The following is a 13,767-nucleotide window of genomic DNA, read 5'->3' as shown; positions in this document are numbered from 1 at the left end:
GCATCGAGATCCCCGAAGATGCGGTCCCTGCTTGCGCTCATTGCAGCCTTTGCATCGCTCTATGCCGGCGCGGCCGTGGCGCAGTCGGTCGGCCAATTTCCATTTGCGTTGACGCGCGAAGGCCAGATGCTCGGCGCCGTCGAGGGCGAGGTGGCGTCATTCAAGGGGCTTGCCTATGCAGCACCGCCGGTCGGCAGCCTGCGCTGGCGTCCGCCGCAGGCCTTGCCCGAGAGTTCCGAGATGAGCACGGCCTACGATTATGCCGCGCCCTGTCTCCAGCCAGCGATGCCGGCCGCGCGCGAGGATTGCCTCACGCTCAACGTGTTTCGGCCCTTCGGCGTCGACGGGCCGCTGCCGGTGATGGTGTTCATCCATGGCGGCGATTTCATCGCGGGCACCGCCAGTGATCCGCTGTTCGACGGCTCGAGGTTCGCGCAGGCCGGGCTCATCGTCGTGACCTTGAATTATCGTCTCGGCGCGCTCGGCTGGCTGACGCGTCCCGCGCTGTCGGACGGCGGCTCCGGCAATTTCGGCCTGATGGACCAGGTCACGGCGCTGCATTGGGTGCATGACAACATCGCGGCCTTCGGCGGCGATGCGAACAACGTCACGCTGTTCGGCAACGGCGCCGGCGCAACGTCGATCGCGCTGCTGATGCTGTGCGCGCAATCGCGCGATCTATTCCAGAAAGCCATTCTGCAATCGGTGCCCGGCCGCGCGCGCCTGCATTCGTCGCAGGAGGCCGAGGCCGCAGGCCGGCAATTTGTCGCCGCGCTCGGGCAAGAGGCGGATCTGCGCGCCGTCAAACCGGCGCGTCTGCTTGCGGCTGAAAAGCGTCTGCTGGAGAAATCGTCACGCAGCTTCGCGCCGGCGATGGATGGACATCTGGTGACGGAAGACATCGCCGCCGGATTTACAGCAGCACATGAGAGCCGCATTCCCCTGATCATCGGCTCGAATGACGACGAGACCCGTTTCGACAGCGAGCTGGAGGTCAAGGAGACGCTGTCCGCTTCGGGCGAGAGCATCGACGAGCTGCGCAAGCTCTATCCCGATGCCGCGAGGCCATCCGACGTTGCGGCGAGCTTCTACACCGACAAGGTCTTCTCCGAGCCGGTGCGAATGCTCGCCCGGCTTCATGCCGTGAGCGGCGCGCCGACCTTCCGCTATCGCTTTGCCTATGTGCCTGAAGCACGGCGCGGCAATCCCGACGAAGGCCACGGGCGGGAGTTGCAGTTCATCTTCGGCGTGGAGGGCGTGCCCGGCGCTGGAATCTTCTCGCGACGGGATCGCGAGGTCTCAAGCCGCATGCGGGCCTACTGGATCAACTTTGCCAGGAGCGGCGACCCCAACGGCGCAGAGCTGCCGCATTGGGATGCGGCCGCGGATCACGACCATCTGCTGCTGATCGCGAACGATCGCATCGCGAGCGGCGACGACCCCTGGGTGGAGCGTCTCGACCGGCTCACGCGCGAGAGCAAAAAATGAATTAGAGTTAGGCCGCGAGCTCAACGCGCGGCGCCGGGCTCAGCCGGTCTTCTTCCAGATAGTCCATCGCGCCGTCCTTCTCGACGGCATAGAACTGCTGGCCTTCCTTCGAGCGGTAGGCGGCGCGAACGACGCCGCGGCGGCCCTTGTCACTGTTGACGACATCCCCCAGCGCAAACTTCTTCATCTCACGTCTCGCATGTCTTCTGGCCGATTCCTTCGGCCACGCCGGATTGTTGGCGGCAAATCGTTAACGACTTGCTAACCATACCGGTTTGCCTATGCTCGCCGCCGATTGCGCGACTGGTACATGCGCATGTTGTCAACGAAACGAGCTGGCACAAATGACGCGATTTCCGACCCTGTTCCTGTCCCACGGCGGCGGCCCCTGGCCCTTCATGGAGGACCGGCGGGTGCAATATGCGAAGACGGCTGCGGAATTCGGTCGGTTGCCGCAGCTTCTTCCCGAGCGCCCGAAGGCCGTGCTCGTCATCACCGGCCATTGGGAGGCGGACGCCTTCACTGTGTCGACCTCGGCGCATCCGCCGATGGTGTACGATTATTACGGTTTCCCCGAGCATACCTACCACATCACCTATCCGGCGCCGGGCCAGCCCGAGCTCGCGGCAGAAGTGAAGGCGCTGCTCGCGCGCGCCGGCCTCGATTGCCGCGAGGACGCCAATCAGGGGTTCGACCACGGCACTTTCGTGCCGCTTGGGCTGATGTATCCGAACGCCGACATGCCGATCGTGCTGCTGTCGCTGAAGTCGAGCTACGACGCGGCCGAGCACATCAAGGTCGGGCAGGCGATCGCCGCGCTGCGGGACGAGGGCATTCTGATCGTCGGCAGCGGGCTCACCTATCACAATATGCGCGGTTTCGGCCGCGCGGAGTCCAAGCCGGTCTCGTACGATTTCGAGGCCTATCTGAACGAGGCGATCGGCAATCCGGATGCGGCACGCCGCAATGCGATGCTGGTCGATTGGGAGAATGCACCGAGCGCGCGTCTCGCCCATCCGCGCGAGGATCATCTGCTGCCGTTGATGGTCGCAGCAGGCGCCGCCGGCAGCGACGTCGGCAAGCGCGTCTTCGTCGACGAGGTCGCAAACGTCGCGATGGCGTCGTATGTGTTCGGGTGAATCCGTAGAACTCGTAGGGCGGATCAGCGTAAGCGTAATCCGCCATTGGGCTAAAACGTAGTTCGCGGATTACGCTTCGCTAACCAATCCGCCTTACGGGCTGCGCTTCGCGATGAAGGTGCCGTTCGGCTGGTGATACACGAGTTCCTCGATCGCGCCGGACGGGCCGCGGCGGAATTCGGTGCGATAGCCGTCGAGCTGGACGATGCTGAACGTCGCGCCTTGGTAGGGCCGCAGCTGGTAGAGCGGCACGAACGGAATTTTCAGAGTAAGCTGGCCCTCGCCATCCTCGTGTGACGATGTGGGTCTGATCGCCGCGAATGTATTCGCCGACGCAGGCCGACCGGAACGCAGGGTCCATGCATTCGCCGGCGGCGGCGCGCGTGAAGACGATGTCCGGCACCAGCACCTCGAGCTGGGCCGAGAGACTCGCAATGTTGCCGTCGCGGTCGGTCGCAAAGGTAATCACGAGATCGTCCGGATTGAGGTCTCCGAAAACGTACGGCAGCTGGAACGAATCGTAGTGCCGGTGTGCGAGCTTCGCCTTCGTGCCGCGCCAGGCCCAGTGCAGGCTGTCGCCGTCTTGTGTGATGAACACCCGGCCATAGGCCGGGTGTTCATAGGCGCCGCAAAAATCTGCGAGATCATGGCTGGGCTTCGTGTTCAGCTTGCGCGCCGTCGGCTTCGCCGCCTCGTCGGCTTTCTGCTGCGCCAGCGCTTTGCGGCGCATGTCGCGCAGGCGGTCCAGCCACGGCACGGGTTCGTTGCCGGCGAGATGATCGTGAACGCGGTTGACCAAGATGCCGGACACCAGATTGCCGCCGGTGTTGGTGAAGACGGCGATGCCGGTGTTTCGCGCCGGGATGAGGCGCATCAGCGTACTCCAGCCGAGCCAGCCGCCGGAGTGTCCGACCACGCGCTCGCCGCGGTAGGTGGTGTGGTTGAAGCCCAGCCCGTAATGCGAATGGCCGAACTCTTCCCACTCAGCAGCGCCTGCGAAGACGCGCGGCGATTGCATCTGCCGGATCAGCGTGGACGACAGCAGGCGCTCGCCGGCGAATTCGCCCTCGGCCAGCAAGAATTTCATCCAGTTGGCGAGGGCGGCAACCGAGGTGACGATGGCGCCGGCGCCCGTCGTGGTAATGGGGAAGAATTTGCTTCGCGAGCGCACGTCGCCCCGTTCCACCAGGTAGGGAACGGCGGCGTCAGTTGCCGCGGCGTACTCCTCGGCCGAAAACCCGACCTGCATCCGCAATTTATCGGTCAGCCGGGTGCGGACGAAATCTTCATAGCTCTGACCACTGATGCGCTCGACGACAAGGCTGGCGGCATTGTAGGCGAGATTGTTGTATTGAAAATCGGTGCGGATGTCCCGGGCCGGCTCAAGGTGACGCAGCGCCGTCATCATCTCGCTGCGCGAGAGATCGGCTGGAATCCATATCCAGTCGTGGCGGGGCAGGCCGGAGTGGTGGCTGAGCAGGTCGCGCACGGTGACGCGCTCGGTCGCGACCGCGTCCTGCAGGCGGAATTCGGGAATGGTGTCGCGGACTGGTTTTGTCCAGTCGAGCCGTCCCTCGTCCACCAGAAGCGCCAACGCCGCGGCGGTGAACGTTTTGGTGATCGAGCAGATCAGGAACTGCGTCTCCGGCGTCGCGGGCAGCCCGGTCTCGACGTCGCGCTGGCCCCATGCCCTGAGCAGCATCGTCTCGCCGTTCTGCACAACGGCGAGCGTCAGAGCCGGCACCTGCCACTCCGCCATCGCCTCCGTGACCAGCGCGTCGAGCTCGGGGATGAGGGCTGTGATGGTCGTGTCGCTTCTGGCAGATCGGCTGGACATGGCATACTCCTTCTTCCGCTCGCCTCCACAACGGCTGGACGACGACCCGTAATGTTACAAGCCGTAGCATTTGCGACTGACCGACGCAAGCTGCGGGCGAGGCGAGACGGGTCGTCGCTTCCGCCCTCGCTCTTCGAGCTAAGGCGGACAAGTCCGCCTCGCGCAACGCGCGCCCGGAGAACCCACGACGCGGTAAGACTAATCCGCCCTACGCGCCGCGGGATGCCATCAGGCCGCGATAGAGTGCCGCGTACTCGCCCGCCCGGTTGCGCCAGGACACGTCGGTCGCGAGGCCCGCGAGCTGCAATTGCCGCCACGCCGTCTTGTCATGGAAGATGAAGCTCGCGCGCCCCAGCGTTGCCGAGAGATTTGCCGACGTTACGGGCCCGAACGTAAAGCCGGTCGTCTCGTTCACGGTATCCGCGAGGCCGCCAACGCGCGACACGATCGGCACGGCGCCATAGCGCAGCGCGCAGAGCTGGGTCAGCCCGCACGGCTCGAACCGCGACGGCACAATCAGGGCGTCAGAACCCGCCTGGATCAGATGCGCGAGCGCCTCGTCATAGCCGATCACGGCCGCGATCCGGCCCGGATGTCCGCGTGCGGTTCCCTGGTAGCGATCCTGCAGTTCGGCATCGCCACTGCCGAGCAGCGCCAATTGCATCCCATCACCGAGGATGGTGGGCATGGAATCCAGCAGCAGATCGAGCCCCTTCTGCCACGACAGGCGGCTGATAACGCCGAGCAGCAGCGCATCCGGCCGCGGGTCGAGGCCGAGCCGCTGCTGCAGCGCGGCCTTGTTGGCCGAACGAAACGACAGCTCCTCGGCGCTGAAGCGATAGGCGATGTGCGGATCGGTGTGTGGATTCCACACCGAGATGTCGATGCCGTTGAGGATGCCGCTCAGCACGCTTGCGCGCTCGCGCAGCAAGCCGCCGAGCCCCATGCCGCCCTCGTCGCTCTGGATCTCCTGCGCATAGGTCGGCGACACCGTGGTGATGCGATCGGCCAGTTGCAGGCCGGCTTTCAAAAAGCTGATGCCGCCGAAATATTCGAGGCCGTAGACATCGAACGATGCGTCCCAAGGCAGCCCGATCGCGCCCGCGAGCGTGCGGTCGAACTTGCCTTGATAGGCCATGTTGTGAATGGTCATGACGGTGCCGGGCCGCGTCCCGCCGTCGTAGTGCAGATAGGCCGGCGCGAGCCCGGCCTGCCAGTCATGGGCATGCACCACGTCAGGCACGAAGGCCGGAACGAGACCGTGGCCGATATCGGCCGCGATGCGCGACAGCGCCGCGAAGCGCACGCCGTTGTCCGGCCAGTCGACGCCCTCGGCGGTGACGTAAGGATTGCCCGGCCGCGCGTAGAGATGCGGCACGTCGAGCACGAACAGGTCGAGCCCGTCATGGGAGCCCGCGAGCAACCGGCCGGGGCCGCCGAAATAATCCGGCCAGCGCCGGATTTCTTCAGCACCCGAAAGCCGCCGCATCACGTCCGGGTAGCCCGGCATCAGCGTGCGCATCTCGACACCGTGCGCCTTCAGCGCGATCGGCAGCGCACCGGCGACATCCGCGAGGCCGCCGGTCTTGACGATGGGGTAGACTTCAGATGCGACCGCGAGGACGCGAACAGGCGTCATGTATTGAGCCCGTCGATCATCGTCTGGGTGATCAGCGAGATCCCTTGCTCGGTGGTTCGGAAGCGCTTGGCGTCGAGCTCGGGATCCTCGCCGACCACAAGCCCCTCGGGGATCTCGATGCCGCGATCGATCACGACGTTCTTCAGCCGCGCGCCGCGCCCGACGTTCACATAGGGCATGATCACGGCGTTTTCGACACTGGCGTAGGAGTTGATGCGCACGCCGGTGAACAGCAGCGAGCGGCGCAGCGAGGCGCCGGAGATGATGCAGCCGCCGGAGACCAGCGAGCTCACCGCCTGGCCGCGCCGGCTCTCCTCGTCATGGACGAACTTTGCAGGTGGCGTGATCTCCGAATAGGACCAGATCGGCCAGGCGCGGTCGAACAGGTCGAGCTCCGGCACCACGTCGGTGAGGTCGATATTGGCAGCCCAATAGGCGTCGACCGTGCCGACGTCGCGCCAGTAGGAGCGGGGGTCGTCGCCGGACCGGACGCAGGAGGTCGAGAACTGGTGCGCTATGGCGCGGCCGTTCTTGACGATGTAGGGAATGATGTCCTTGCCGAAATCGTGGTTGGAGTGCGGGTCCTCGGCGTCGCGCTTGAGTTCGTCGAACAGGAATTTCGAGTCGAACACGTAGATGCCCATGCTGGCGAGCGAGACGTCCGGCTTGCCGGGTATCGGCGGCGGATCCTTGGGTTTCTCCAGGAACTGCTGGATCCAGCCGTTCTCGTCGATATGCATGATGCCGAAGCCCGAGGATTCAGCGCGCGGCATTTCGAGGCAACCGACCGTGACGTCGGCACCGCTGTCGACGTGCTGCCGCAGCATCACCTCGTAATCCATTTTATAGATGTGGTCGCCGGCGAGCACCACGATGAAGCGGGCGTTGTGCGACTCGATGATGTCGATGTTCTGGTAGATCGCATCCGCCGTGCCGACGTACCACATGCTCTCCGACACGCGCTGGCTCGCGGGCAGGATGTCAAAGCTCTCGTTGCGCTCGGGCCGGAAGAAGTTCCAGCCCATCTGGAGATGCCGGATCAGGCTGTGTGCCTTGTACTGGGTGGCAACCGCGATGCGGCGGATGCCGGAGTTGACCGCGTTCGACAGCGCGAAATCGATGATGCGGGATTTGCCGCCGAAATAGACCGCGGGCTTGGCGCGCCGGTCGGTCAATTCCAGCAGCCGGCTGCCGCGACCACCGGCCAGGACAAACGCCAAAGCCTGGCGGGCAAGCGGCTCATTTCCGGCGGCACTCATGTCGTCCTCCCACTCGTCTGGCGCAAGCCAAATTCTGGCGTAAACCGAGGCCTTCGCGAAGTGCCTTCCGGCCGCGCATCATTGGAACCGATAGTAACGGTACGAATAGGTAATCGGGAAGGTGCTTGTTGGTTGCGAACGCATGGGAAGCTTAACGCTTTCCCGCCGGTCTCAACGCTCCAGCGCCGTCGTACCGGCGTCATATCGGCACGGCGGATGATCACATTTCAGGCACGCGGCATCTTGTGCGCTGCACGCAAATTCGAGGCTTTGACTTAACGCCGGGATGCCTGAATCATGGCTTGCGATCCTTTTCCTAAACGAAACTCAGATAGGGAGAAAGGCGATGAATATCTGGAAAACGGCAATTGCCTGTTCGCTCACGGCTGCGGTCGTGGCGGGCCAGGTCGGGCAGGCGACAGCGGCTCCGCTGCCGACCCATGTCGCGACCATGAAGGCCACGGCCGGCGATGACGTCACGCCGGTCTATTGGCGCGGCCGCGGCTTTGGTTGGGGGATCGGTGGTCTCGCGGCCGGCGCGATCATCGGTGGCGCCATCGCCAGCAGCGGGCCTTACGGCTATTACGGCGGTGACCCTTATTACGGTGGCGGTTACGGGCCGGGCTACGGCTATGCGCCGGCCTACTATGGCTACGGCTACGGGCCGGCCTATCCGCGATATTATCGGCCCTACCGTCCGTATTACGGCTATGGCTACGGCTACCGGCCGTACCGCCCTTACTATCGCGGCTACTGGTAGGTTAGAGCGACAGCCACACGATCAAGCTCATGCAGGCGAGATGCCCGAGCACGATCACGGCGAGATGCAGCGGGCCGGCTTTGAGTCGAAGCCTGCGCATCTCGCCGCCCCGCGCTAGTTCGATCCCGCGGCCGCGGCGGTGAAGCTGCGGTCGACGGCTTTGCTGACGTCGAGCGTCTTCGGCAGGATGCCGTAGCGCGTCGAGCGGTCGGATGCTTCCTGCACCTCCTTCACGACGTTCTCGTCGATCGGAATCGGACTGGTGCGCTGTGCGGCGTAGGCCGATAGCAGCACATCCTCGGGCAGTTTTGTGAGTTCGGCCGTGCTTTTGGCGTATTCACTGATGTGATCGAGCGACCACAGCCGGGCCTTGTTCAGCCGTTGCAAGAGATCCAGCACCGCCACGCGCTTGGTGGCGATGGCGCTGTCGGTGGCGACGATGAAGGTGATGGTCGGCGTCAGGCCGTCGCCGTCGGCGATCACGCGCGCCTTGTCCTTCAGCGTCGCGAACGAGACGTAGGGCTCCCATACCGCCCAGGCGTCGATCGAGCCGGCCACCAGCGCGACCTTGGCATCGACAGGGCCGAGCGGCGCGAAGGTCGCGTCCTCGAGCTTGATCTGCGCTTTCTCCAGCGTCGCGTCGATCAGGAACTGGCCCCAGCCGCCGCGCGTGCCGGCGAGGCGTTTTCCCTTGAGGTCGGCGGCCGACTTGATCGGCGAATCCTGGCGCACCAGGATCGCTTGCGTCTTCGCGTCCGACTTGGTGCCGCCGATCGCCTTGATCGGCGCACCGGCCGCATAGACCGACAGGAAGGAGAGATCGCCGGTATAGCCGACGTCGAGCGCGCCGGCATTGAGCGCTTCCAGGATCGGCGCTGCCGCCGGGAATTCCGACCATTCTATTCTGTACGGCAGGTCCTTCGCGTAGCCGGAAATTTCCAGCAGCGAGCGGTTGCCGCCCTTCTGGTCGCCGACGCGCAGCACGACCGTGTCGGCCGCGAACGATGCGGCCGCCGTCGACAAGGTGACGGCCGCGGCAAACAGCGAGGCCGCCAACCGGCGCGTGATGGGATGGTCGTGGGAATTGATGCTCATGTGATCTGTCTTGTTGCCTGCTTGTTATCTTGGCTCACGACACGTGAGCGCGTGATGCAGTAAGACGATCGAGTCTATGATTGCGCGGTGCGCAGTCAATGAAATGGCTATCCGTATTGCAGATGCGTCGGGCAATGACGTTTCAGCGCGGCGCCGCTTTCGAGAATGCGCAGCGTGCAGAGCCGCAGATGCGCAAGAATGGAGCAGATCGCGGGAGTCGCGAATGCCATTGCCGGATGATGCATCGCCTGAAATCGTTGCATCGTTCCTGCGCGCGCTGATGGAGAGAATGACTTCGCAGCGCGCCACATTCGAAATTCCATTTCATTGACGATGCGGCAGGCGCGCCGCATGATTTGCGCATCGCATCAGCGCAGCGCCGGAAGCGCCTGCGAAAAATATTCTCTCAACGCAGCTCCGCACGGAACATGCGCAACGCGAAGCGGTGCGCGAATGGTGGAGCCGTGCCAACTCAGGAGTGGGGCCGATGGGCAACGACGACAAGCGCGCTGGATCGGGCTTCGATCGGCGTCATCTGCTCCAGGCGGGGTTGGCTGCGGCGTTCGCCGCGCCGCTCGGTGCCTTTGGTGCAGCGCAGGCCTTTGCGCCGCAGGCGATCGCGCCCGGCGTCAATCTCTCCGAGTTCCCGCTGTGCCGGACGGCTTCGGATGCGCCCGCGCTCACCGGTGCGCCGCGCAAGCTGAAACTGTCCTGGAATGCCGGCGCGGTCTGTCTCGCGCCGGTACCGGTCGCCATCGAGCACGGCTTTTTCCAGAAGCAGAATCTCGACGTCGAGCTCATCAACTATTCAGGTTCGACCGACCAGCTGCTCGAGGCGATCGCGACGGGAAAAAGCGATGCCGGGCTCGGCATGGCGCTGCGCTGGCTGAAGCCGCTGGAGCAGGGCTTTGACGTCAAGATCGCCGCCGGCACCCATGGCGGCTGCATGCGTGTTCTGACCCGCGCCGACTCCAATGTGAGCAAGCTCGCTGATCTAAAGGGCAAGATCGTCGCCGTCGGCGATCTCGCCGGCCCGGACAAGAACTTCTTCTCGATCCAGCTTGCAAAACTCGGCATCGATCCGATCAAGGATGTCGATTGGCGCGCCTATCCGGGCAATCTGCTCGACGTCGCGGTCCAGAAGGGCGAGGTCCAGGCCTTCCTGTCGTCCGATCCGCTGGGCTATCTCTGGCTCAAGGACAGCCAGTACAAGGAAGTCGCGTCCAATCTCGACGGCGAGTATCGCGACAAGAGCTGCTGCATCCTCGGCCTGCGCGGCAGCCTGGTGCGCGAGGAGCCACAGGTCGCGCGCGCCCTGACGCAGGCGCTGCTCGATGCCGCGATGTTCACCGCGCAGAATCCGGCCGTGACGGCAAAATCGTTCCAGCCTTACGCGCCGAAGACGGCATCGCTCGCCGATATCGAGGGCATGGTGCGCTACCACACCCACCATCATCATCCCGTCGGTGAAGTGCTGAAGCGCGAGCTGAAGGGATATGCCGACGATCTGAAGAGCGTGCAGGTCTTCAAGCAGAGCACCGATACCGCCAAATTCGCGGAGCGCATCTATGTCGACGTATTCGCTGTCTGACGGCCTCGCGTCCGGCGCGCCGCGCCTCTCGCGCGCGCCATGGTTTGCGACGTGGCTACGGGAATCCGGCGCGGGCGTGGCCGCCAGCTTCGCCTGGATTGCCTTCGGACTGTCCTGCCTGTTGTGGGAGGATGTCGGCGACTGGTCGCGCACGCATTCGCTCGGCATCGCTGCGTTTGTCATCGCCGCCATCGCGCTGTTCGGGACCGTCGGCGCCGACTATCTCGGCTCGGCCGGGCGGGCCTTGCGCCAGCGCGCGCCGTGGCTCATTGCGCTCGGAGCTTTCCTGACGTTATGGGAGGTCGCGACCGCCAAATTTGCCTGGCTGCCGCTGCCGTTCTTCCCGCCGCCGCAATCGATCGTCGAGGTCTATACCGACGATCTGCCAAAGCTGCTCGACAGCGTCTTCGCCTCGGTCAAGCTTCAGCTCGGCGGTTATCTCATCGGCGCAGCGGTCGGCTTCCTGACCGGCGTCTCGATCGGCTGGTCGCGCGCGGTCGGATACTGGGTGCATCCGGTGCTGCGCTTCATCGGTCCGCTGCCGGCGACCGCCTGGCTGCCGATCGCCTTCTTCACCTTTCCGTCGAGCTGGAGCGCCTCGACCTTCCTGATCGCGCTGGCAACCGGATTTCCGGTCACCGTGCTGACCTGGTCGGGCGTCGCGAGCGTCAGCACGGCCTATTACGACGTCGCCCGCACGCTTGGCGCAAAGCCCTCGTTCCTGGTGCTGAAGGTCGCTATCCCAGCCGCACTCCCGCATGTCTTCGTCGGCCTGTTCATGGGGCTCGGCGCGTCCTTTGCCGTGCTGGTCGTCGCCGAGATGATCGGCGTCAAGGCCGGGCTCGGCTGGTACCTGCAGTGGGCGCAGGGCTGGGCCGCCTACGCCAACATGTATGCGGCGCTGATCGTGATGTCGCTGCTCTGCTCCGGCGCGATCACGCTGCTGTTTGCAATCCGTGACCGCCTGCTGGTCTGGCAGAAGGGGACCGTGAAATGGTAGCCGCAGCTTTCGCCGAAGCGATCACGCACCCCGCTGCGGGTGCCGCACTCGACATCGAGCAGGTCAGCCATGCCTTCGACATCGACGGTGTCGAGCTGCCGGTGCTCACCGAGGTCAGCATCGCCGTCGAGCCTGGCGAGTTCGTTGCGCTGCTCGGCCCCTCCGGCTGCGGCAAGTCGACCCTGCTGCGGCTCGTCGCCGGCCTCGACAAGCCCAAGGCTGGAAGCCTGCGCGAAGACGAAGTCCGCATCACCCGGCCGCATCCGTCGCGCGTCGTCGTGTTCCAGGACCCGACGCTGTTTCCATGGCGCTCGGTCTGGGACAATGTCGCGCTCGGGCTGGAAGCGCAGGGCATTTTGAAGAGCCAGCGGCACCGTGTCGATGACGCGCTCGATCTGGTCGGGCTGTCGGAATTTCGCACCGCCTATCCGCACCAGCTCTCCGGCGGCATGGCGCAGCGCGTGGCGCTGGCGCGTGCGCTGGTCAACGATCCCAAGATCCTGATCCTCGATGAGCCGCTGGGCAAGCTCGACTCGCTGACCCGCATCACCATGCAGGCCGAGCTGGTGTCGTTGTGGCAGCGCAAGGGCTTTACCACGCTGCTCGTCACGCATGATGCCGAGGAGGCGCTGGTGCTCGCCAACCGCGTCATCGTCTTCAGCGAGCGTCCCGCGCGCGTGAAGGCCGATATCCGCGTCGACCGGCCCTATCCGCGTCATCGCGGCGACCCGTATCTGGCCGATCTGCGCCGTCAGATTCTTGGCCTCTTGGGATTGGATGCGACATGGTGACTTCTGCAGCTCAGGGACGGGTGGCGCATAGCGAGCCCGACTACATCACGCGCGCCGAGGCGCTTGCGCCGGGCTTTGCCGCGCGGGCGGCCGAGCATGACCGTACCGGCAGCTTTCCCTTCGAGAATTTCCGCGAGCTGTCCGAGGCGGGCCTGCTGTCGCTGACGGTGCCGGCCGCGCTCGGCGGGGCCGGCGCGGGCGCACGATACACCGCGCGTGTCCTCGGCATCATCGGCAAGGCCGATCCGTCGACCGCGCTGGTGCTGTCGATGCACTACATCAACCATCTGGTGATGGGGCGAAGCCCGACCTGGCCGGCAAAACTGTCGCGCAAGCTCGCGCGCGAGACGGTCGAAGGCGTCGCGCTCGTCAACGCATTGCGGGTCGAGCCCGAGCTCGGCTCACCGTCGCGCGGTGGGCTGCCGGCGACGATTGCGCGCCGCACCGAAACCGGCTGGCGCCTGACCGGCCACAAGATCTATTCGACGGGATCGCCGATCCTGAAATGGTACCTGGTCTGGGCCCGGACCGACGAGGCGGAGCCGCGCGTCGGCCAGTTCCTGGTGCCGGCGGGCCTGCCGGGCACGCGTATCGTCGAGACCTGGGATCATCACGGCCTGCGCGCCAGCGGCAGCCACGACGTCATCTTCGACGACGTCGTGATCCCGCTCGACGCCGAGGTCGATGTTCGCAAGCCCGCGGATTGGAATGCGCGCGACATTACGCAGGCGACCGTCCATACCGTCTTCGTTGCGGCGATCTATGACGGCATTGCCCGTGCGGCACGGGACTGGTTCGTCTCGTTCCTGAAGCAGCGCGTTCCCGCCAGCCTCGGCGCGCCGCTTGCGACCTTGCCGCGCGCGCAGGAGATCCTTGGTGCGATCGAGGCCAGGCTCGCGGTCAATGCCCGGCTGCTCGACACGTTCGCCCGCGATTTTGACGACGGCGTCGATCTCTCCACCGGCGAATCCAACGTCGTCAAGCTGACGGTGACCAACAATGCCGTCGCCGCGGTCGAGGATGCCCTGTCGCTGACTGGCAATCATGGGCTCAGCCGGACCAATCCGCTGGAGCGGCACTATCGGGATGTCCTGTGCGGACGCGTGCACACGCCGCAGGACGATGCCACTCGCATCGGCCTCGGCCGCGCCGCATTGGGCCTCTAGCT

Annotated in this window: 13 protein-coding genes; 7 read left to right on the top strand and 6 right to left on the bottom strand. The window is 65.0% G+C overall.

Going from position 1 to position 13,767, the window contains the following annotated elements:
• Positions 1-18: 18 nt before the first annotated feature.
• A complete protein-coding gene (locus V1280_RS18540; protein WP_334526931.1) occupies positions 19-1,488 on the top strand; it encodes a carboxylesterase/lipase family protein in 1,470 nt (489 codons plus the stop codon).
• Positions 1,489-1,495: 7 nt separating this feature from the next.
• On the opposite strand, the gene V1280_RS18535 is transcribed toward V1280_RS18540, so the two are convergent.
• Positions 1,496-1,675, bottom strand: a complete 180-nt coding sequence (locus V1280_RS18535) for a hypothetical protein (RefSeq protein WP_027519499.1) — start codon at positions 1,673-1,675, stop codon at positions 1,496-1,498.
• 157 nt (positions 1,676-1,832) lie between these two features.
• Here V1280_RS18535 and V1280_RS18530 point away from each other — a divergent pair, with 157 nt between their 5' ends.
• Complete coding sequence (locus V1280_RS18530; protein ID WP_334526928.1) at positions 1,833-2,627, top strand: DODA-type extradiol aromatic ring-opening family dioxygenase; 795 nt, start codon at positions 1,833-1,835, stop codon at positions 2,625-2,627.
• 79 nt (positions 2,628-2,706) lie between these two features.
• Here V1280_RS18530 and V1280_RS18525 read toward each other — a convergent pair whose 3' ends face one another.
• The 3 genes from V1280_RS18525 to glgC all read right to left on the bottom strand — a co-directional run bounded on the left by V1280_RS18525 (position 2,707) and on the right by glgC (position 7,362).
• On the bottom strand, positions 2,707-4,464 hold the full coding sequence (locus V1280_RS18525) for a serine hydrolase (protein ID WP_334526925.1): 1,758 nt from the start codon (positions 4,462-4,464) through the stop codon (positions 2,707-2,709).
• A gap of 208 nt (positions 4,465-4,672) precedes the next feature.
• A complete protein-coding gene (glgA, locus tag V1280_RS18520; RefSeq protein WP_334526922.1) occupies positions 4,673-6,103 on the bottom strand; it encodes a glycogen synthase GlgA in 1,431 nt (476 codons plus the stop codon).
• Positions 6,100-7,362, bottom strand: a complete 1,263-nt coding sequence (glgC, locus tag V1280_RS18515) for a glucose-1-phosphate adenylyltransferase (RefSeq protein WP_334526919.1) — start codon at positions 7,360-7,362, stop codon at positions 6,100-6,102. The genes glgA and glgC overlap by 4 nt, the downstream gene beginning before the upstream one ends.
• Positions 7,363-7,708: 346 nt before the next feature.
• Between glgC and V1280_RS18510 the strand changes: the two genes are divergently transcribed.
• Entirely contained in the window at positions 7,709-8,122 is a 414-nt protein-coding gene (locus V1280_RS18510; RefSeq protein WP_334526916.1) for a hypothetical protein, read from the top strand.
• A gap of 114 nt (positions 8,123-8,236) precedes the next feature.
• Here the strand turns inward: V1280_RS18510 and V1280_RS18505 are convergent, their stop codons facing one another.
• Positions 8,237-9,217, bottom strand: a complete 981-nt coding sequence (locus V1280_RS18505) for an ABC transporter substrate-binding protein (RefSeq protein WP_334526913.1) — start codon at positions 9,215-9,217, stop codon at positions 8,237-8,239.
• A 107-nt stretch (positions 9,218-9,324) separates the two neighbouring features.
• Positions 9,325-9,570, bottom strand: coding sequence for a hypothetical protein (locus tag V1280_RS18500; RefSeq protein ID WP_334526910.1), 246 nt, complete (start codon positions 9,568-9,570; stop codon positions 9,325-9,327).
• Positions 9,571-9,704: 134 nt separating this feature from the next.
• Here V1280_RS18500 and V1280_RS18495 point away from each other — a divergent pair, with 134 nt between their 5' ends.
• The 4 genes from V1280_RS18495 to V1280_RS18480 are packed head-to-tail and all read left to right on the top strand — an operon-like array spanning position 9,705 to position 13,765.
• A complete protein-coding gene (locus V1280_RS18495) occupies positions 9,705-10,808 on the top strand; it encodes an ABC transporter substrate-binding protein (protein ID WP_334526907.1) in 1,104 nt (367 codons plus the stop codon).
• The gene (locus V1280_RS18490; protein WP_334526904.1) at positions 10,786-11,808 is read left to right on the top strand and encodes an ABC transporter permease; all 1,023 of its coding nucleotides are present in this window, start codon (positions 10,786-10,788) and stop codon (positions 11,806-11,808) included. The genes V1280_RS18495 and V1280_RS18490 overlap by 23 nt, the downstream gene beginning before the upstream one ends.
• Positions 11,802-12,599 (top strand): ABC transporter ATP-binding protein, encoded by a 798-nt coding sequence (locus V1280_RS18485; RefSeq protein ID WP_334526901.1) that lies wholly within the window; start codon positions 11,802-11,804, stop codon positions 12,597-12,599. Before V1280_RS18490 ends, V1280_RS18485 begins: the two co-directional genes overlap by 7 nt.
• Positions 12,593-13,765, top strand: coding sequence for an acyl-CoA dehydrogenase family protein (locus V1280_RS18480; protein ID WP_334526898.1), 1,173 nt, complete (start codon positions 12,593-12,595; stop codon positions 13,763-13,765). The genes V1280_RS18485 and V1280_RS18480 overlap by 7 nt, the downstream gene beginning before the upstream one ends.
• Positions 13,766-13,767: the final 2 nt, after the last annotated feature.

Source organism: Bradyrhizobium sp. AZCC 2230 (genome assembly GCF_036924495.1).
GTDB lineage: Bacteria > Pseudomonadota > Alphaproteobacteria > Rhizobiales > Xanthobacteraceae > Bradyrhizobium > Bradyrhizobium rifense.
This window is presented reverse-complemented; position numbering and strand designations above follow the sequence as displayed.

Excerpts from the sequence above, each read along its gene's own strand:
- V1280_RS18540 (WP_334526931.1), top strand. The coding sequence starts at position 19 with ATGCGGTCCCTGCTTGCGCTCATTGCAGCCTTTGCATCGCTCTATGCC.
- V1280_RS18535 (WP_027519499.1), bottom strand. The coding sequence starts at position 1,675 with ATGAAGAAGTTTGCGCTGGGGGATGTCGTCAACAGTGACAAGGGCCGC.
- V1280_RS18530 (WP_334526928.1), top strand. The coding sequence starts at position 1,833 with ATGACGCGATTTCCGACCCTGTTCCTGTCCCACGGCGGCGGCCCCTGG.
- V1280_RS18525 (WP_334526925.1), bottom strand. The coding sequence starts at position 4,464 with ATGTCCAGCCGATCTGCCAGAAGCGACACGACCATCACAGCCCTCATC.
- glgA (WP_334526922.1), bottom strand. The coding sequence starts at position 6,103 with ATGACGCCTGTTCGCGTCCTCGCGGTCGCATCTGAAGTCTACCCCATC.
- glgC (WP_334526919.1), bottom strand. The coding sequence starts at position 7,362 with ATGAGTGCCGCCGGAAATGAGCCGCTTGCCCGCCAGGCTTTGGCGTTT.
- V1280_RS18510 (WP_334526916.1), top strand. The coding sequence starts at position 7,709 with ATGAATATCTGGAAAACGGCAATTGCCTGTTCGCTCACGGCTGCGGTC.
- V1280_RS18505 (WP_334526913.1), bottom strand. The coding sequence starts at position 9,217 with ATGAGCATCAATTCCCACGACCATCCCATCACGCGCCGGTTGGCGGCC.
- V1280_RS18500 (WP_334526910.1), bottom strand. The coding sequence starts at position 9,570 with ATGCGGCGCGCCTGCCGCATCGTCAATGAAATGGAATTTCGAATGTGG.
- V1280_RS18495 (WP_334526907.1), top strand. The coding sequence starts at position 9,705 with ATGGGCAACGACGACAAGCGCGCTGGATCGGGCTTCGATCGGCGTCAT.
- V1280_RS18490 (WP_334526904.1), top strand. The coding sequence starts at position 10,786 with ATGTCGACGTATTCGCTGTCTGACGGCCTCGCGTCCGGCGCGCCGCGC.
- V1280_RS18485 (WP_334526901.1), top strand. The coding sequence starts at position 11,802 with ATGGTAGCCGCAGCTTTCGCCGAAGCGATCACGCACCCCGCTGCGGGT.
- V1280_RS18480 (WP_334526898.1), top strand. The coding sequence starts at position 12,593 with ATGGTGACTTCTGCAGCTCAGGGACGGGTGGCGCATAGCGAGCCCGAC.